19 protein-coding genes are annotated in these 19,124 nt (G+C 36.4%); 16 read left to right on the top strand and 3 right to left on the bottom strand.

Annotated elements, in window-relative coordinates:
* The 16 genes from MCY_RS10350 to MCY_RS07155 all read left to right on the top strand — a co-directional run.
* A partial coding sequence (locus MCY_RS10350; RefSeq protein ID WP_007347718.1) for a YadA-like family protein occupies nucleotides 1-129 on the top strand: 129 nt, incomplete at its 5' end.
* Nucleotides 126-719, top strand: coding sequence for an invasion associated locus B family protein (locus MCY_RS07230; protein WP_007347717.1), 594 nt, complete (start codon nucleotides 126-128; stop codon nucleotides 717-719). The genes MCY_RS10350 and MCY_RS07230, both read left to right, overlap by 4 nt.
* Nucleotides 720-1,614: 895 nt before the next feature.
* On the top strand, nucleotides 1,615-2,925 hold the full coding sequence (locus MCY_RS07225) for a Ppx/GppA phosphatase family protein (protein WP_007347716.1): 1,311 nt from the start codon (nucleotides 1,615-1,617) through the stop codon (nucleotides 2,923-2,925).
* A gap of 29 nt (nucleotides 2,926-2,954) precedes the next feature.
* On the top strand, nucleotides 2,955-3,683 hold the full coding sequence (locus tag MCY_RS07220; RefSeq protein WP_007347715.1) for an RlmE family RNA methyltransferase: 729 nt from the start codon (nucleotides 2,955-2,957) through the stop codon (nucleotides 3,681-3,683).
* 169 nt (nucleotides 3,684-3,852) lie between these two features.
* Nucleotides 3,853-4,878, top strand: a complete 1,026-nt coding sequence (gene obgE / locus MCY_RS07215) for a GTPase ObgE (RefSeq protein ID WP_007347714.1) — start codon at nucleotides 3,853-3,855, stop codon at nucleotides 4,876-4,878.
* A gap of 1 nt (nucleotide 4,879) precedes the next feature.
* Nucleotides 4,880-6,019, top strand: a complete 1,140-nt coding sequence (gene proB / locus MCY_RS07210) for a glutamate 5-kinase (RefSeq protein WP_007347713.1) — start codon at nucleotides 4,880-4,882, stop codon at nucleotides 6,017-6,019.
* A 45-nt stretch (nucleotides 6,020-6,064) separates the two neighbouring features.
* Nucleotides 6,065-7,321, top strand: a complete 1,257-nt coding sequence (locus MCY_RS07205; protein WP_007347712.1) for a glutamate-5-semialdehyde dehydrogenase — start codon at nucleotides 6,065-6,067, stop codon at nucleotides 7,319-7,321.
* Between the two features lie 29 nt (nucleotides 7,322-7,350).
* On the top strand, nucleotides 7,351-7,944 hold the full coding sequence (locus MCY_RS07200; protein WP_007347711.1) for a nicotinate-nucleotide adenylyltransferase: 594 nt from the start codon (nucleotides 7,351-7,353) through the stop codon (nucleotides 7,942-7,944).
* Between the two features lie 68 nt (nucleotides 7,945-8,012).
* Nucleotides 8,013-8,435 (top strand): ribosome silencing factor, encoded by a 423-nt coding sequence (rsfS, locus tag MCY_RS07195; RefSeq protein ID WP_026088042.1) that lies wholly within the window; start codon nucleotides 8,013-8,015, stop codon nucleotides 8,433-8,435.
* Between the two features lies 1 nt (nucleotide 8,436).
* Nucleotides 8,437-8,919 (top strand): 23S rRNA (pseudouridine(1915)-N(3))-methyltransferase RlmH, encoded by a 483-nt coding sequence (gene rlmH / locus MCY_RS07190; RefSeq protein ID WP_007347709.1) that lies wholly within the window; start codon nucleotides 8,437-8,439, stop codon nucleotides 8,917-8,919.
* A gap of 96 nt (nucleotides 8,920-9,015) precedes the next feature.
* Entirely contained in the window at nucleotides 9,016-10,296 is a 1,281-nt protein-coding gene (locus MCY_RS07185; RefSeq protein WP_007347708.1) for a murein hydrolase activator EnvC family protein, read from the top strand.
* Nucleotides 10,286-11,596: a S41 family peptidase gene (locus MCY_RS07180; RefSeq protein WP_007347707.1), complete on the top strand. Its 1,311-nt coding sequence runs from the start codon at nucleotides 10,286-10,288 to the stop codon at nucleotides 11,594-11,596. The genes MCY_RS07185 and MCY_RS07180 overlap by 11 nt, the downstream gene beginning before the upstream one ends.
* 39 nt (nucleotides 11,597-11,635) lie before the next feature.
* On the top strand, nucleotides 11,636-12,157 hold the full coding sequence (locus MCY_RS07175; protein WP_007347706.1) for an RNA pyrophosphohydrolase: 522 nt from the start codon (nucleotides 11,636-11,638) through the stop codon (nucleotides 12,155-12,157).
* 100 nt (nucleotides 12,158-12,257) lie between these two features.
* Nucleotides 12,258-12,818, top strand: coding sequence for an invasion associated locus B family protein (locus MCY_RS07170; RefSeq protein ID WP_007347705.1), 561 nt, complete (start codon nucleotides 12,258-12,260; stop codon nucleotides 12,816-12,818).
* A 350-nt stretch (nucleotides 12,819-13,168) separates the two neighbouring features.
* Nucleotides 13,169-13,462 (top strand): YggT family protein, encoded by a 294-nt coding sequence (locus tag MCY_RS07160; protein ID WP_007347704.1) that lies wholly within the window; start codon nucleotides 13,169-13,171, stop codon nucleotides 13,460-13,462.
* A 22-nt stretch (nucleotides 13,463-13,484) separates the two neighbouring features.
* Entirely contained in the window at nucleotides 13,485-13,811 is a 327-nt protein-coding gene (locus tag MCY_RS07155) for a DUF167 domain-containing protein (protein WP_007347703.1), read from the top strand.
* A gap of 6 nt (nucleotides 13,812-13,817) precedes the next feature.
* Here the strand turns inward: MCY_RS07155 and ppa are convergent, their stop codons facing one another.
* The 3 genes from ppa to mgtE all read right to left on the bottom strand — a co-directional run bounded on the left by ppa (nucleotide 13,818) and on the right by mgtE (nucleotide 18,558).
* Nucleotides 13,818-14,378 carry an inorganic diphosphatase gene (gene ppa, locus MCY_RS07150; RefSeq protein ID WP_007347702.1) on the bottom strand — a complete coding sequence of 187 codons (561 nt, stop codon included), beginning with the start codon at nucleotides 14,376-14,378 and terminating at the stop codon, nucleotides 13,818-13,820.
* Nucleotides 14,379-14,446: 68 nt separating this feature from the next.
* Nucleotides 14,447-16,273, bottom strand: coding sequence for a translational GTPase TypA (gene typA / locus MCY_RS07145; protein WP_007347701.1), 1,827 nt, complete (start codon nucleotides 16,271-16,273; stop codon nucleotides 14,447-14,449).
* Between the two features lie 908 nt (nucleotides 16,274-17,181).
* Nucleotides 17,182-18,558 (bottom strand): magnesium transporter, encoded by a 1,377-nt coding sequence (mgtE, locus tag MCY_RS07140; RefSeq protein ID WP_007347700.1) that lies wholly within the window; start codon nucleotides 18,556-18,558, stop codon nucleotides 17,182-17,184.
* Between the last annotated feature and the right edge of the window lie 566 nt (nucleotides 18,559-19,124).

Raw genomic sequence — 19,124 nt, 5'->3', positions numbered from 1 at the left:
AGTCAATCGGCATTTGCTGTTGGTGCAGGTTATACATCTGAAGATGGAAAGATTCGCTCAAATCTGTCAGTGACAAGTGCTGGAGGGCATTGGGGTATAGGTGCTGGAGTTACTTTGAGGTTAAGATGATAATAGAAAAAATGAGTATTATAAAAAAGAGAAGTATGTTAGCGACGGTTATGTTTTCTCTTGCCTTAATAGGCAAGGGCGAGAGCTTTGCTGATGAGAACAATAATATTTATACAGTACATCCACCGCGCCTATCGATACCTAAGGGTGAACCTGGTGAAACCCGTCGAATTATTATGCAGTTTTATGATTGGACTTTGATTTGTGATGAAAAACAAAAACTTAAGCAAGGTATATGTAATGTGACACAGGCTGTTCATGATCAGGAAGGAAATACCATTTTTAGTTGGTCGCTTGTTTCGACGACAAATGGTCAAGCGGTGATGCTTTTTCGAACATTACCAAATTCTGATATAAAGGTTCCGATTCAAATGTTTGTGAAGGGTATAAAAAAACCTATTCTTATTCATTATACGCAATGTAATGAAATAGTTTGTTTGGCACAGTCACCTGTAGGACCGGTTTTTACTAAACAAATAGAACAAAATAATAAAGTACGTATTTCCTATAAGCTTAAAGAGGGAAAGGTGTTTTCTTTTACTGTACCATTTAAAGGGTTAAGTGCAGCACTTAATTCTTTGAGCCCTTAAAATCTATAGAGTATTTTTAATGATAGTTATTTTTCATAAATTATTAGACTATATTTTTTAATGTAAATTGTAATGTAAAATAAGTAAGAACTCTTATGTAAGATAATATAGAGGTGATTTATGAAAGAGTAGAAGTTTTTGAATATAAAGCACAATAAGTGTGATTTATATATAATAGAAGATCAAACTAGAGTTATTGCATTAGTTGTTAGAAATAAGAAATTATCAGAAATACTCAATTTTAAATAAATAAAAATACGACTTCCATGCAATAATTTATAGGGTAGCTCTTTTTTTTTAAGCTTCATATGAATTTTTAAAGCGGTCTGTTTAAGCATTAATATTTTTCAATTGAAGTGTTATAATAATAGATAAATTATAATCCTAAAAAACTTTTTACATGGTAGTTTTTCTTTGTATTCATGTGATAACAGAATTACATTTTTTAGTACAAAAAATTTTATTCCAACATAATCAAAGCTATTTTGTTGCATATAACAAATAAGATTAGGGTGTGGATAAAGCTGTTGAAGAAAAAAGTAAAAGTTGTTGCAAAATTAGGAGCCAGCAAAGAGGTATGATAGCGCTAATTTGTTACAACAGAGATATTCTCCGCGTAAATAGTATAAAGAAAAGAACATAATTTACAAAATTTGATACGAACGTAAATGATTAATTTATAGTTTTAAGTTCATAAAGAGAAGTATAGTTTCACAGAAACAACCAAAAAATTATACAAAAATCTGAATGATGCTAGCATAGAAAATTTTAATGATAGAAAAAGAAGAAAGGCTTCTTGTATTTATCATTTGATGCTGTATTTTTGCTTTATTTAGCATGAGCAGAAGAGTTTTCGCGTTTATTTATTGGGGGAAGCGCTCAAAGGATAAGAGAAATGACCCCATTAAATTATGGTGCAAAAAAGTCAAAGCAAGGGGAAACATATAATACTGAAGCAGATCAACTGTATGATCAGTATGGTAGTAATAAAAATAATTGTTCTGCATTATCACGAAGAGAATCCAGCTCTCTCCTTGTTGATATAAAGGGACGACAGAGAAAGAAACAGTGTAAACAGAAACAGTTTTTTACTCAATCGAAGAAAGCTTTTGAAGTTTATAGTCAGACAATGATAGGTGCTCAAAAAACAAAAAAACTTAAAATGCCTTTTTTTCCACGGTTCTCTCAAGTCAAGTCTCCACCTCTTTATGCAGCACTTGATCTAGGAACGAATAATTGTCGTCTTCTTATCGCATCTCCGAGTAAACCTGGATATTTTCATGTTGTTGATGCTTTTTCTCGTATTGTACGATTGGGAGAAGGATTAATAAATAACGGTTTTCTTAATACGCAAGCTATGGATCGTACGATTGAGGCATTAAAGGTTTGTCGTTTAAAGCTAAAACAAAGGTATATTAAGCGTTATCGCTTGATTGCAACGGAAGCTTGCCGTTCAGCAGAAAATGGTAGAAATTTTATTCAACGTGTTTTGGATGAGACCGGTCTTGAATTGGAAATTATTGATCGGCAAACAGAAGCGCGTTTTGCTGTTACAGGATGCAGTACGCTTGTTGAGCCAAATACTGACGCAATTGTGCTTTTTGATATTGGAGGTGGATCATCAGAAATTGTGCTTCTTGATGTTTCTCAAAAGCATTCTTTTCGTTTAGCTGGACAAATTATTGCTTGGACTTCTCTGCCTGTTGGTGTTGTTACGCTTGCTGAACGTTTTGGAAGGAATAACATTAGTTTAGATGATTTTGAAACAATGAAAAGCTATGTGCGAAGGTTGTTAAATAATTTTTCAGATCGTCATAAATTAGGAGAGTTAGCGCAAGGTTCGAAGTTTTATCTTTTAGGAACTTCCGGTACGGTTACGACTTTAGCTGGAATGTATCTTAATTTAGAGCGTTATGATAGGAAAAAAGTGGATGGCATTTGGATGAATGATGCAGACATTACTCTTATGACGAAACGTCTATTGTCATGGGATATAGAAAAACGTGTGATAAATCCTTTTATTGGGCGCGGGAGAGCCGATTTAGTTGTAGCTGGTTGTGCAATTTTAGATGTTATTCGAGAGGTTTGGCCAAGTCAGCGTGTAAGAGTTGCTGATCGTGGATTAAGAGAAGGAATTTTGATAGAGCTGATGTTACGCGATGGTGTATGGAGTCATCATGGGAAGCGTAAAGCTTTCAAGCGTTAGAGAATTAAATATGGAGCCAATGAATAACGATGAAAAAAACAGCAAAAATGCCCAAGGGTGGTTATGGAGGTTCAGGGTCACATGAATTATATCAGCGTGTAAAAAAGAAAGCAGGAACCATTAAAGCTTCATCACGGCGATGGTTAGAGAGGCACCTGAATGATCCTTATGTCCATCAATCAAAAATAGATGGTTATCGTTCGCGTGCGGCTTATAAACTCATCGAAATTAATGAGCGTTATAAGTTTTTGAAAAAAGGTCAAAAGGTTATTGATCTAGGAGCAGCCCCTGGGGGATGGTGTCAGGTGGTTGAGCGTATAGTAGGGTCAAGTGATGAAAAGCCGAGTGTCGTTGGGATTGATTATTTGCATGTTGATCCATTGCCTAGAGTTGCGATGTTGGAAATGGATTTTTTGCATGCAAATGCACCGCATAAATTAATTAAAACGTTAGGGACAAAACCGGATGTAGTTCTTTCTGATATGGCAGCGCCAACAATAGGTCATCGTCAGACAGATCATTTAAGAACGATTTATTTGTGTGAAGTTGCAGCTGATTTTTCTCTTTCGGTCCTTAAGCCTGGGGGACATTTTTTAGCAAAAGCTTTTCAAGGAGGGGCAGAGAACACTCTTCTCACGATATTAAAACAACATTTTAAAAAAGTCTATCATGTAAAACCACCGGCAAGCCGATCAGAATCAGTGGAGCTTTATCTTCTAGCGCTTGAATTTAAGGGAAAAACAAAAATACAAGAATAGAATCTTCTTTTAAGAAGACTTAACTTTATTTACGTATTTAAATATGATGATTTTTTTTAATGGTTATCGGCGATATTAAGGGTGTCTCTGTTATCAATGATGAAAAACTGGTAAAATTAATGTATTATCTATAGAGATAAAGAGATTTATTCTTCAGTGAGCGCTGCCAATGAAATTTCTTGATCAAGCTAAAGTTTATATTCGTTCTGGTAATGGAGGTTCCGGAGCAGTGTCATTTCGCCGTGAAAAATTCATAGAATTTGGGGGACCTGATGGGGGGAATGGTGGACGGGGTGGTGATGTTTGGGCTTTTGTTGTTGATGGGCTTAACACACTGATTGATTATCGCTACCAACAACATTTTAAAGCGAAAACAGGAGGTCATGGCAAAGGGCGTAATATGACTGGCGAAAAGGGTGATGATATCATCCTTAAGGTTCCGGTTGGGACGCAGATTTTTGAAGAAGATAATACAACATTAATCTGTGATTTAACGGAAGTGGGGCAACGTTATCGTCTTGCAAAAGGAGGAAATGGTGGTTTTGGCAATCTTCATTTTACAACATCTACAAATCGGGCACCGCGTCGCGCAAATCCAGGTTTAGCTGGAGAAGAACGGGTGGTGTGGCTTCGTTTGAAGTTAATTGCTGATGCAGGGCTTGTTGGTTTACCCAATGCTGGAAAATCAACTTTTTTAGCTTCTGTGACGGCTGCAAAACCAAAAATTGCAGATTATCCTTTTACCACTCTACATCCTCATCTTGGTGTTGTGCGGATTGATGGTCGTGAATTTGTTATGGCTGATATTCCAGGATTAATTGAAGGAGCTCATGAAGGTGTGGGAATTGGAGATCGTTTTTTAGGACATGTGGAACGTTGTCGTGTCCTCCTTCATTTGGTTTCTGCTCAAGAAGAAGATGTAGCAAAAGCGTATCAAATTGTGCGTAATGAACTTGAGGCCTATGGTAATAGTCTAAGTGATAAGACTGAAGTTGTAGCTTTAAGCCAGATAGATACACTCACTCATGAAGAGCGTAAAAAGAAACAAGAAGCTTTGCGAAGAGTAACGGATCGACCTATTATAATGTTTTCTGCGGTTAGTCGCGAAGGTTTAGAAAACGTACTGCGTGCTGGTGCACATATTATTGAAATGTCAGATAAAGAAGCAATCGACGGAGATAGCAGGATTGATTGAGATGACTGTTGGATTGCGAAAACTTATCCAGTATAAACGTATTGTGGTCAAAATTGGATCTGCGCTTTTAGTTGATCCTCAGAAAGGTCTAAGGGTTGAATGGCTTCAAAGCTTGATCAGTGATGTTGTTGAATTGCACAAAGAAGGTGTAGAGATATTATTGGTGTCTTCAGGTGCTATTGCTTTAGGAAGAACGTTGCTACAGTTGCCTAAGGGAACTTTGAAACTGGAAGAAAGTCAGGCATGTGCTGCTTTGGGGCAAATCGAGTTAGCAAAAAGCTATGGTGATGCGCTTGCACAACATGGATTCAAAACAGGTCAGATTTTACTCACTTTATTTGATACGGAAGAGCGAAAACGTTATCTCAATGCACGTGCAACGATTAATGTGCTTTTACGTTTGGGAGCAGTGCCTGTTATTAATGAGAATGATACTGTTGCAACAAATGAAATTCGTTATGGTGATAATGATCGTTTAGCTGCCCGTGTGGCAACAATGATGGGGGCAGATCTTTTAATACTTTTATCTGATATTGATGGTCTTTATACAAAGTCTCCCCATTGTGATCCGACGGCTGAATTTATTCCTTTTGTTACGTCTATTACACATGATATTGAAAAAATGGCAGACGTTTCTGCTTCAGAGTTTTCACGGGGAGGAATGAAGACCAAGCTTGATGCTGGGAAGATAGCCAATGCTGCTGGAACGGCGATGATTATTACTTCAGGTAAGCGTATGAATCCCCTTGCGGCAATTGACAAAGGTGAACGTAAAAGTTTTTTTGCGGCCGGTGAGAAATCTGTTAGTGCTTGGAAAACATGGATCTCTGGTCATTTGGATCCGTCTGGTATTTTGACGATTGATCAAGGAGCCATTAAGGCTCTTAAATCAGGAAAATCATTATTAGCAGCAGGGGTTATTGCCGTTGAGGGAAATTTCCATCGTGGGGATACGGTTGCAATTGTTGATACAAATGGGGTTGAGATTGCGCGTGGACTTGTAAGTTATGGCAAAGATGAAGCTGTACGCATTATAGGACGTAAAAGCGAAGAAATAGAATCTATTCTTGGGTATGAGGCACGCTCTGCCATGGTGCATCGTAATGATATGATTTTACGCTGCTTTGCCAATTCTGTTTAAAAAAGTTACTTTTGTTTTTATTGTTTTGACAGAGTGGATGATACAATGACTTTAGAAGAACAAATGAAAGATATGGGGAAAAAAGCACGTTATGCCGCTGCAGCATTGGCTGTTGCTTCTTCTGAGCAAAAGAACAATGCATTGGAAATGATTGCTTTAAGCCTAGAGGCTCACTCAGATGAAATTTTACGGGCAAATTGTCTAGATTTAGAGAAGGCTGCTCAGAATAATTTGAAAGCCGCAATGGTTGATCGGCTCAAATTAGATGAATTACGTTTGGGTACAATGATAGATAGTGTTCGCCAAGTTGCTCGTTTATCTGATCCTATTGGACAGGTTATGAGTGCGTGGATACGCCCAAATGGGCTTCATATAAGTCGTGTCCGGACACCACTTGGTGTGATTGGCATTATTTATGAAAGTCGCCCAAATGTTACAATTGATGCAAGTGCTTTGTGCTTAAAATCTGGCAATGCTGCGATTTTACGCGGTGGTTCGGATAGTTTTCATTCTTCACATGTTCTTCATTTAGCATTAGTACAAGGTTTAGAGCGCTCTGGTCTACCTAAAGATGCGATTCAAATGGTTGGAACGACAGATCGTGCTGCCGTTGGGGAAATGCTCAAAGGATTGGGTGGAGCGATTGATGTGATTGTACCACGTGGTGGAAAGAATCTTATTGCGCGCATTCAGTCTGATGCACGTGTTCCAATTTTTGCCCATTTAGAGGGACTTTGTCATATTTATATTGATAAATCTGCAGATTTAGATATGGCACGCAATATTGTTTTAAATGCGAAGTTGCGTCGGACAGGTATATGTGGTGCTGTTGAGACAGTTCTCATTGATAGCCAAGCATTAAAAAAGTTTCTTCCTGTTTTGACTGCTTTACAGGAGAAGGGGTGTGAAATTCGTGCTACAGAAGATATTGTATTTCTTATGCCCGATGTAAAATTAGCCTCTGAAGAAGATTGGTCGTGTGAATATCTTGATGCTATTCTTTCTGTTAAAACAGTTGAGGGGGTTGAGGGAGCCATTTCTCATATCAAGCGTTATTCATCAGGACATACAGAATCGATTATTGCTGAGGATTTGGAAGTGGTGAAGGATTTTTTTAATCATTTGGATTCAGCTATTTTATTACATAATGCATCTACACAATTTGCTGATGGAGGTGAATTTGGTTTTGGAATGGAAATTGGTATCGCAACAGGAAAAATGCATGCACGTGGTCCCATAGGTGTTGAACAGCTAACATCATTTCAATATCATGTTAAAGGAAATGGTCAGATTAGATCTTGAAAACTCCATTTTTCTCGTGGAAAAATACTATGCCACATGTTGAAAGGTCTAATGTTGTAGGTCTTTTTGGTGGTTCTTTTAATCCTCCGCATGCAGGGCATCTTCTTGTTGCAAAAATTGCTATTCGGCGTTTGCATCTTGATCAGTTATGGTGGATGGTTAGTCCAGGGAATCCTTTAAAGGATTGTACACAGTTACTTTCCTTAGAGGAGAGAATGCGATTAAGTTTTAAACTTATTGATCATCCGAAAATTCGCTTAACAGGTTTTGAAAAGGCTATAGGGAGTAAAGTATCGGTAGATACGATTTTTCATATTCTTAACCAGCACAGTAGTGTAAATTTTGTATGGATTATGGGGGCAGATAGTTTTACAACGATTCATCATTGGTATCGATGGCGTGATATTGTCTCTATGCTTCCTATTGCGATTATTGATCGTCCTTTAAGTAATAGGTCAGCACTTTCTTCTCCTATGGCACAAATTTATCGCCAGTTTCGTTTAGATGAAAGAGAAAGTAAGCGATTACCTTTTATAAAACCACCAGTTTGGACTTATTTGCATGGACCTTTATCTTTTCAATCTTCAACAAATCTTCGTTTGAAAAAGATTAATTTTTCTTGAAAAATTTATAAAATTCTGCTTTTTTCAAGGAAGTTTCTTTTCTACATTCCACAACGATAAGAAAGGATATTGAGCTGAAAAACTTTGAACACCAACACTCTATTAAGTCTTCAAAAGAAAAAGAAGTTTTTTCTGTTAATGATAGTTTTGAAATTATTCTCAAGAGTTTAGAAGATACAAAAGCGGAAGATATTGTTTCTATTGATATTCAAGGAAAGTCATCTTTAGCTGATTATATGGTCATAGCTTCAGCACATTCGCAGCGTCATGTATCTTCTATTGCTGATCATTTATTACGTACTTGGAAAGACAGTGGGCAAGGTCTCGCACGTGTAGAGGGGCTTGCTGGAGGTGATTGGGTATTGATTGATACAGGTGATATTATCATTCATCTTTTTCGTCCGGAAGTTCGCCTTTTTTATAATTTAGAAAAGATGTGGATGGCTCCGGATTTAAACAATACAACATTGGTTCTCTTCGAAAATTCTTAAAATGCAAATTTCTATTTTTGCGGTTGGTCGTATGAAAAGTGGAGCAGAACAGAAATTGGTTCAACATTATTTGGATCGTTTTTCTAAAAGTTCTGGTATTGTAGGATTTCATTTTAAAAAGTTACACGAAATACCAGAAAGTCGTGCTCAAACAGCGTATCAACGCATGGAGGAAGAGGGGAATAGGCTTATTGAATTTTTACCTGAAAAGTGTCAATTAATTGTGTTAGATGAGCGTGGAGAGTCGATTTCTTCAGCTGCTTTTGCTGAAAAATTGGGGTTTTATCGTGATGAGGGCATTAGAGATGTCATCATTGCATTGGGGGGACCTGATGGGCATCATGAACGGATAAGAAATCGTGCTAATTTCCTTTTATCTTTTGGTTTTATGACATGGCCGCATCAAATTGCGCGTATTCTTATTACAGAACAACTTTACCGCACTGTAACAATTGCAAATCACCATCCATATCATCGTTTTTAATATTTTTGTGCAATTTTTAGCAGTTATTTATATATTTATTAATATTGTTTTAGCCGACATCGTTTAAAGCATCTCTAATATATACGATGAGGTGTAATGATTGGGCAAATGAAAAAGCTTCTTCATAGAAAGATGCGATATTTATATGGGGAATGTGTGATCTTTGTCATTCTACTCTTGAGTATATTTTTTTGTTTTTCTGTATCGCATGCGGAAGATATAATGAGTAGTACGACGGCACATAAAGCTTTGGAAGAAATTCGCCAAAATATTTCAATTTCGCATGAGCGAATTACTTTTCTTACGCATCAAGTTGAGCATTTGAAAGAAGATCAACGTATTTTGAGTGATGCACTCATCAAGGTTGCTAAAGAAGAACGTATAATAGCAAATGATATTGCTAAAAGGGAAGAAAAGCTAAAAAAAATGATAGAAAAGCAAGTACAAGTCTATCAAAGTTTAAAAAATCGTCGCTCTGAATTTGCGGAAGTTCTCGCAATTTTAGAACGTATGGGATTAAATCCGCCTCCTGCTCTTATGATACAGCCAGAGGATGTATTGGCTTCTATGCGTAGTTCTATTTTATTAGGCTCTGTTATTCCTCAGATGCACGAGAAAACACGAGATTTAACAGAGAAACTCAAGGAATTGACCAATTTGAGCAATTCCATTACTATGGAATATACGGTATTAAAGACGAAACTGCAAAATCAAGCAGAGCAGCGAAAACGTTTAGAGCTTTTGTTAGACAAAAAAAACAAATTACAAAAAAAGTCAGAAAAAGAACTTACAGAACAGCAACAAGAAAATATTGCTCTTGCTAAAGAAGCGCAGTCTTTAGAGGAATTGATTTTAGAGCTTGATCGTCAGTCAAAACTTAGCTCTGATTTATCAATACAGGTACGGAAAAATTTACAATTATTAGAGCAGTCGAATTTTAAAAGCCGAAGAGGTTCTCTACTTTTCCCTGTTTCAGGGAAAAGCATTCGATATTCTCATAAGAATTCGAAGATTACGCGCTTTGGTGAAATGATAGAAACAGAGCCAGGAGCTATTATTATATCACCTGCGGATGCTTTTATTGCTTTTGCTGGGCCATTTCGTTCTTACGGACAGTTAATCATTCTCAATGTTGGAAATGGCTATCATATCATTCTTACTGGAATGTCGAGAATTAATGTTAAACAAGGGCAGTTTGTTCTTTCAGGTGAGCCTCTAGGTATGATGGGAATGCAATTTATTGCGAATAGTGTTGCATTGGATATAGGCAAAACTGCTCCAATGCTTTACATTGAGTTTAGAAAGCAGGGGAAACCTGTAAATCCAACTCCTTGGTGGCAGACTGAAAAGACGAGAAGGAACCAAAATGATTCGTAAAGTTATTCTTTTGGTCGCTGGGGTATTGCTCGGCGCCTATTCAATGGTTATGGTGCAGTCTGTTGCTGCAAATAATGAAGGTAATGCATATAAGCAGCTGGCCATATTTGGCGATATATTTGAGCGTGTGCGTGTGCAATACGTGACGGTTCCAGATGATAAAAAGCTTATTGAGAATGCTATCAATGGTATGCTCACATCACTTGATCCTCATTCATCTTATTTGAATGCTGAAGAAGCTAAAGATATGCGTGATTCTACGAAAGGAGAATTCGGCGGTCTTGGTATTGAGGTCACTATGGAGAAAAATTTACTTAAAGTTGTTTCCCCGATGGATGATACTCCTGCTTCAAAAGCAGGTATTTTATCAGGAGACCTGATTTCAAAAATTGATGATGTACAAACGCATGGTCAAACATTGAATGAAGCTGTTAATAAGATGCGAGGGGCTCCCGGAACGCCCATTACCTTAACAATTATTCGTTCTGGTGTTGATAAGCCATTTGAAGTTAAAATTATTCGTGATATTATCAAAGTGAAAGCGGTGAAATATCGCATTGAGGGCGATATTGGATATTTAAGAGTTATCCAATTTTCTGAGCAAACGTTGGGTAATCTTCTAGCGGCAATTAAAGATATTCAATCTCAAATTCCTGAAGATAAGCTAAAAGGTTACGTTCTTGATTTGCGGCTTAATCCTGGTGGGCTTTTAGATCAAGCTGTTAATGTTTCGAGTGCTTTTCTCAATAAAGGTGAGATTGTGTCGACTCGTGGACGTAAAAAGAGTGATGTGACAAGATTTGATGCGAAACCAGGTGATGTCACTAATGGAAAACCGCTCATTGTCCTCATTAATGGTGGTTCGGCAAGTGCTTCTGAAATTGTTGCAGGTGCACTACAAGATCATCGTCGTGCAACAATTTTAGGGACGCAGTCTTTTGGTAAAGGGTCTGTTCAAACAATTATTCCTTTGGGTGAAAATGGGGCTTTACGCTTAACAACAGCACTTTATTACACGCCATCTGGTACGTCTATTCAAGGAACAGGAATCACACCTGATATTATTGTAGAGCAACCACTTCCTGAAAAATATAAGGGTTATGATGTAAAAGTTGGTGAGTCTGCATTAAAAGGACATATCAAAGGAAAACGAGAAAGTAATAAAGGATCTGGTTCAGCTGCTTTTGTTCCGAAAGATCCTAAGGATGATATTCAATTGAATGAGGCTTATAAATTGTTACGAGGTGAAATGGCCAATGCAGCATTTCCACCTGATCCTAATAAGGATGTATTAAAGTGAGAAATGAGATCCATAGCTTGCGCGTTTGAGGAATATTAAATGGATGCAGGTATTAATTTAAAGATTCTTCCTTATCGTAAATGTGTTGGGATTGTTGTCTTTAATCATGAGGGTAAAGTTTGGGTGGGGCGTCGTTTAATAGCGCCTGTTCATGCAGGTGTTGAGATGTCTCATCGTTGGCAGCTTCCTCAAGGAGGGATTGATGCTGATGAAAAACCATTAGATGCAGCATATCGTGAACTTTATGAAGAAACGGGTATTCAATCTGTAAAGTTTATTAAAGAATCACAAAATTGGTTTTATTATGATTTTCCACAAGAACTTGTTGGAAGCACATTAAGCAACAAATATCGTGGGCAAATGCAAAAATGGTTTGCTTTCCAGTTTACGGGAGAGATTTGTGAAATTGCAATTAATCCACCGCCAAATGGCAATAAAGCGGAGTTTGATCAATGGAAATGGATAGATCTAGAAAACCTTCCTTTGATTGTTGTCTCTTTTAAAAAGCATGTTTATATGAAAATTGTCAGCGAATTTCGAGGTAGCCTTGGATCATTATAAAAGCTATATAATTATAAGAAAGCTTTTTTATTAAGATGCTTCATATTATAATATAAATAATAAACACGTTTCTCTTTTATGTAAAGAACAGGAATATAAAATGAAAAAGTTATTTAATTTACTGATAGTTTGTACTTTTTTGAGTATCTCATCTGTTGTATTTGCTTCAGATTCAAAGCCAGCAGCAAGCAAGCCAGTGGCAGCTACATTGCCCAATGGTGCGTCTTCTTTGACTGAAACCTATGGCTTGTGGACCATTAGCTGTGGTATACAAGAAGGAAAAAAAGTTTGCTTTATGCACCGTCAAGAAATGAATGATCAAGGACGTGTTGTTGTGGCTATGAGTCTTATTCTCGATGCTGAAGGTGTTTTATCAGGTAGTTTAACTGTTCCTTTTGGTATTTTGGTTTCTAAACCTGTTCTTTTACAAGTTGATGAAGGAAAAGCTGTTATTGAAACTGGTATAAGGACTTGTGTACCAGCAGGTTGCATGGTGCCAGTCATTTTTGATAAAAGTCATATAGCAGCTTTACGTGCAGGAAAGCAATTAAAGTTGGCGATGACAGTTGCTGCAGCAGGTGAACCACCTTTAAATGATTTATTTATTCAACTGAATGGTTTTAGCAATGCTCTTAATCGTTTAACTGCTTTGCAGAAATAATTTAAAAATACAATAAGAGCGGCCTTTTAAGGCCGTTTTTAGGGTGTACTTTTTTATATTTTTATATATTGATAATTAAAATGATAAGATTTTAAATTAATTCTATAAGCAATATTGAGAGCTTTTAAGGCCCTCAGAGTGTTTGTCATTTCTTCTATTTTAACGCGCTGTTTTTAATTTTAATATTTTTTCTAGCTTCATCATCATTAAATAGAGAGATGAAAAATTTGGATATTTGGTTTTTATTCAAGAAAAGAATATTAAAGTGTAAAACCATTATTTGACATACAGACTTACGTTGAGAAGGCTTTTTTACGTTCTTCTGTTTCCTTGATTGAAAGGGATAACGCATGATTTATGCATTGCTCCGAGCAATTGATTTAATTTTTAATATTTATATTGATATTTTAATTGCCAGTGTCATTTTTTCTTGGCTTTATGTTTTTAATATCATAAATCCGCGTAATCGCTTTGTTATTTTGATAGAAAATTTTCTATATAGTCTTACAAATCCCGTTTTAAGTCGTATCCGACGGATTTTACCAAATTTGGGAACAATTGATATTTCGCCTATTGTAGTGTTCATTATTATTTATTTTATTCGTACCTTCATGTGGCATGCTTACGAAGGCATGTATTTATAGAGACATTACTTAAGGCGAATACATGTTTTATCAAGTTGATAAAAATGGTGTGGTTTTGTTTATATACCTCATTCCAAAATCATCTGTTGATAAAATAATAGGGATTGAATGTAGAGATGGTGAGAAACGATATTTGATTATCCACCTTCGCGCTGTTCCTGAAGATGGAAAAGCCAATAAAGCGCTCATTAAATTTCTTGCGAAGCAGTGGAAAATTCCATCTTCTTCTATTACGCTGAAAAACGGTACAACATCTCGCTACAAACAACTTTATTTTTCAACACATTTAGAAGAGTTAAAGCAAATATGGCAATCCTTCACAGATTGTATTTCGCAGAAAAATAAATAATAAAGCCTATAAAGTAGGCTTTATCTTATTAAAATCATTACATTTTTTATTGCACTCAACAGCTTGCTTAATCAATTCATGAGCAAAGTTTTTATCACGCCACCCTTCAATTTTTGTCCATTTTCCAGGTTCTAGATCTTTGTAATATTGGAAGAAATGTTCAATTTGTTTGAGTGTAATTTCAGGAAGATCTGTGTATTCATGAATATTGATATAGCGTTTTGTTAATTTTGGAGTAGGAATGGCAATAATTTTTTCATCTTTACCACCATCATCTTCCATCATCAGAACCCCGATGGGGCGAACATTGATAACACAACCAGGCATAAGTGGACGGGTATTACAGATAAGGACATCAATAGGATCGCCATCATCTGAAAGTGTATGAGGGATAAAACCATAATTTCCAGGATAAACCATTGATGTATGAAGAAAACGGTCAACAAATAATGCACCCGACTTTTTATCCATTTCATATTTTATTGGTTGACCACCAAGAGAGACTTCCACAATAACATTAATATCTTCTGGTGGATTTTTGCCTACGGGTATTTCCTTAATATTCATAGAGATATCCTTTCTAAGATAGAGTGAGGCTCAATACAATCAAATATTATACTAAAGAGATTATAAAATTAGCTTGAAATTGTTGTAAGTGTTTTTTCGAAACGTTTACGTTCATTGGGATCAAGATAGAGTTTACGGAGACGAATATTTTTAGGAGTTACTTCTACAAGCTCATCATCTTGTATCCACGATAAGGCACGTTCTAATGTCATTTTAATGGGAGGGGTTAACTTTATGGCTTCATCTTTTCCGGAAGCACGCATATTAGTGAGTTTTTTTCCTTTTAACACATTGACTTCTAAATCATTATTCCGTGAGTGGATACCAATAATCATACCCTGATAGACCTTTACACCTGCATCAATAATCATATGTCCACGATCTTCAAGATTAAAAAGAGCATAGGCAACAGATTCACCATTATCATTTGAAATCATAACACCATTAACACGACCAGCAATATCTCCTTTATAAGGTTCATAAGCATGGAAAAGGCGATTCATAATTGCTGTACCACGTGTATCCGTTAAAAGTTCAGATTGATAACCAATGAGTCCTCGAGTAGGCGCGTAAAAAATAAGGCGGACACGATTACCTCCAGAAGGACGTAATTCCACCATTTGGCCTTTACGTTCAGACATTTTTTGTACAACAGAACCAGAATATTCTTCATCAACATCGATAACAACTTCTTCAATTGGCTCGAGAGTTATTCCACTTTCATCTTTTTGCATCACAACACGTGGACGTGAAACACTAAGCTCAAATCCTTCGCGGCGCATATTTTCAATAAGAACTGCAAGTTGTAGTTCTCCTCGTCCTGAGACGTAGAAAGAATCTTTATCGGCTGATTCTTCAATTTTAAGAGCAACATTGCCTTCTGCTTCTTTTAACAAACGGTCACGGATGACACGGCTTGTCACTTTATCTCCTTCAGTTCCTGCAAGGGGACTATCGTTAACGAGAAAACTCATCGTAACAGTCGGAGGATCAATGGGTTGGGCAATAAGGGGTTCATTAACAGTAGGATCACAGAAAGTATCAGCAACGGTACCTTTTTGTAGACCAGCAATCGCAACAATATCACCAGCATTTCCTTCTTCAATAGATTGCCGTTCTAGACCACGAAATGCTAAAATTTTTGAAATACGCCCAGTTTCTAAAAGTTTTCCATCTTGTCCAAGAACCTTGACATTTTGATTGGGTTTTAAAGAGCCAGAATGAATACGCCCTGTAATAATTCGTCCCAAAAACGGATCTGCTTCAAGAATAGTTCCAATCATGCAGAATGGTCCTTCTGCTACACTAGGATGAGGAACATGTCGTGTCACAAGATCAAATAAAGGCCCCAGTCCTTGATCTTTTGGTCCTTCAGGGGCTTCAGCCATCCATCCATCGCGTCCTGAACCATAAAGAACAGGAAAATCAAGCTGTTCATCGGTCGCATCAAGAGCGGCGAAAAGGTCAAAGACCTCATTAATAACTTCATCAACGCGTGCATCAGGTCGGTCAATTTTATTAATAGCAACAATAGGGCGTAATCCTACTTTCAGGGCTTTACCAACGACGAATTTTGTTTGTGGCATTGGTCCTTCAGCAGCATCAACGAGTACGATTGCTCCATCAACCATGTTTAGAATACGTTCAACTTCTCCACCAAAATCGGCATGTCCTGGTGTATCAACAATGTTAACTCGAGTATCTTTCCAAACAACAGATGTCACTTTCGCTAGAATTGTAATTCCACGTTCTTTTTCAATATCATTTGAATCCATCATACGTTCACTTGTACGCTGATTGTCACGGAAGTTTCCTGATTGCTTGAGAAGTCCATCTACAAGCGTTGTTTTTCCATGGTCAACGTGGGCAATGATGGCAATGTTACGCAATTGCATAAATTTTCTTCTTTTCTTTTCGTTTAATGAAATTTCATTTGCGGCAAAGTTTTTACATTCTTTACCTGACGATTAAAAAGTCTTGTACATGTTTTTTTATAATATTGAAAGATGGAGGTAATATTTTTATGGCAAAACGATTCATCCAAGTTTTTAATGCTCTATTGAGCATCGATTGGTGCAGTTTCATAGAAGAACTTTTATAGTACGGATATAGGTTATTCTCGAGCCAAAAAGTGTCCATAAATCATCATCAATGTGATTTTTATGAATAGACGTGAGAAATTTATATGAACGTCTGTAAGGATAAGTAAATGTAAAGCTAATAGCGTTATATTTTTTATTTTGCAAAGGATTGATAAAAATCTGGAATATCTTTCAATCTGTGCCGAATATCGCCAGCTTTATGAAATTTTTATTCTAATAAAGCTTTTGCTTTTTGGGGAGCATGTAAATTAACATGTAAATCTAATACAACCGCATATTTGAGATCAATATTAAACGATTAAGAACTTTATAAGAAGTTTTAAATTTTGTCTGACAGATTGGAGTAAGAGTATTGCGTATATCTGTTTGATTTATTTATGAAACTGGAATACAATTTTATTTAGAAAGGATATTCGGGACTCGAAGGAAAATTCTCATCTTTTCCATTATTTTTAGTTTTATTTTAGATATGCAAAAAGATAGCTTTAATTAATTTTATATGAGAAGGTTTATGATAGGATCATCTCACAGTATTCACCGTTATTATTCACTATAGAAATATATGAATTACCATTATAAAACAATATATTGCCTATGAAGCGGTGTGCTAGAAAACAAATAATAGAGCTTATTTTCTTATGGAAAAATCTTAGGTTATATGACAAGATTTTTTCATAAAAATGCATTTTTACTTCACATGCTTAAAGAAGAGTTCCTGATAAAATGAGGGAAGCTACAGAAAAATAGATTATAATGCCCATGACATCTACTAAAGTTGCCACAAAAGGAGCAGAAGCACTTGCTGGATCAAATTTTAAACCTTTTAGGATAAAAGGCAGCATCGACCCAGAGAGAGAACCGAAGGTAACGATGCCAATTAAAGCTATACCCACTGTTGTTGAAACAGCAATCCAATGTTGGCCATAGTCGTAGATACCGAGTTGTTGCCAAAGAGTGATACGCATAATGCCAATAATTCCAAGTAAGAGACCAAGGGATAGTCCTGTTGGAATTTCACGAATGATAACTTTCCACCAGTCTTTCAGCGTGAGTTCACGTAAAGCCAATGCACGGATAATAAGAGATGTAGCCTGTGAGCCGGAATTTCCTCCTGAACTCATAATGAGCGGAATGAATAGTGTAAGAATAATCGCTTTTTCGAGTTCTGTTTCGAAATATTGCATAGCGCTTGCTGTCAGCATCTCACCGATAAAGAGTAAAGCAAGCCAGCCACCGCGTTTTTTCATCATTTCAGGAAATTTGATTTGCATATAGGGCTTATTAAGCGCTTCCATACCTCCAAATTTATAGGCATCTTCACTCATCTCATCGACCATAGTGTCAAGCACGTCATCAACGGTTACAATGCCAATGACATGATTATTTTCATCAACAACAGGTACAGAGAGAAGGTCATGGCGTTGGAAAAGGCGTGCGATATCCTCATGATCTGTGAAGGGCGATATTGTAATAGGTGAGTCATGGGTAGGGACATTAAGAATTTGCTCATCAGGTGAAGCAAGAATGAGATTACGCAGTGAAACGGCTTTGAGAAGAGTGCCTGTTTTGGGGTCAATTACATAGCTGGTATAAACGGTTTCACGTGTCCGCTCGACTTCACGAATGTGCTCTAAAGTTTTTTTTATGGTCCAATTTGAAGGAACCGCTATAAACTCTGTTGTCATCAGTGCTCCTGCTGTATGATCAGGATAACTGGTGAGTTTTTTAAGTTCAGCGCGCGTTAAGGGTTTCAGCAAGGCATAAAGCCGTGTGCGGGTTTCTTTATCTATTTCTTGAAAAACGTCTGCAGCAGCATCTGCAGACATACCATCAAGAATTTCAACAGCACGATTTATAGGAAGAAGTTCTAGGATAGCAGCAGGGTTCTCAAGTTCTGGTTTATCAAAAAGTTCGATAACATACTCAAGAGGCAAAAGACTAAGAATAGTTATACGTTCCATGATATCGAGATCATTGATGATATCAATAGAGTCTGCAAAATGCTGATTTTGTAATTTTTCAGCGAAAGCTTCAGGGGAAAAATTTTTGAAGTCGAAGACCGTTTTAATGTCAGTCATGATAAAGTACCTCCTGAAGAGTCTGAGAATTGTAAGTCAGATAATAGATGAGATAAAAGCAAAAACTGATGGAAGATTTTAAAAAAATCCCCAATTATACTCCCAATTGTTAATATTTAAAGTAAAGTCAAGGATAAATTATAAATTATAAACAAGTTTCTGAATCATTGAAATGAGAGTACAGCTTAATTTGGGAATAATATAATGTAAAAATCAGTTCTAATTTTTTTCTTCATTTCTTCAGTACAGTTTTGCGATTTTTAAAAGAATCTACAGCCATATTTTGTCAAGAGTAGAGATTATACCTTTCTGCAATAATTTTTATATAAGACGCAATTCATACTTGTGCTGTACAAGTGAATAAGCTTATATCAATTCAATATAATATGGTTTGAAGTGAGAGAATCTCATGATCGTCAGATTTTTTTTTCTATATGAAAACGATAAAATATCTTATAAATGAATATTTTGTTTCGTAAGCATGAAAATTCTTGTTTTTTAGTATATTATCAATTTGTGTCGTAAATATAATTATTACAGCTTAAATTTATATATATAAATGTGGA

The sequence above is a fragment of the Bartonella rattimassiliensis 15908 genome (assembly GCF_000278215.1).
GTDB lineage: Bacteria > Pseudomonadota > Alphaproteobacteria > Rhizobiales > Rhizobiaceae > Bartonella > Bartonella rattimassiliensis.
This window is presented reverse-complemented; position numbering and strand designations above follow the sequence as displayed.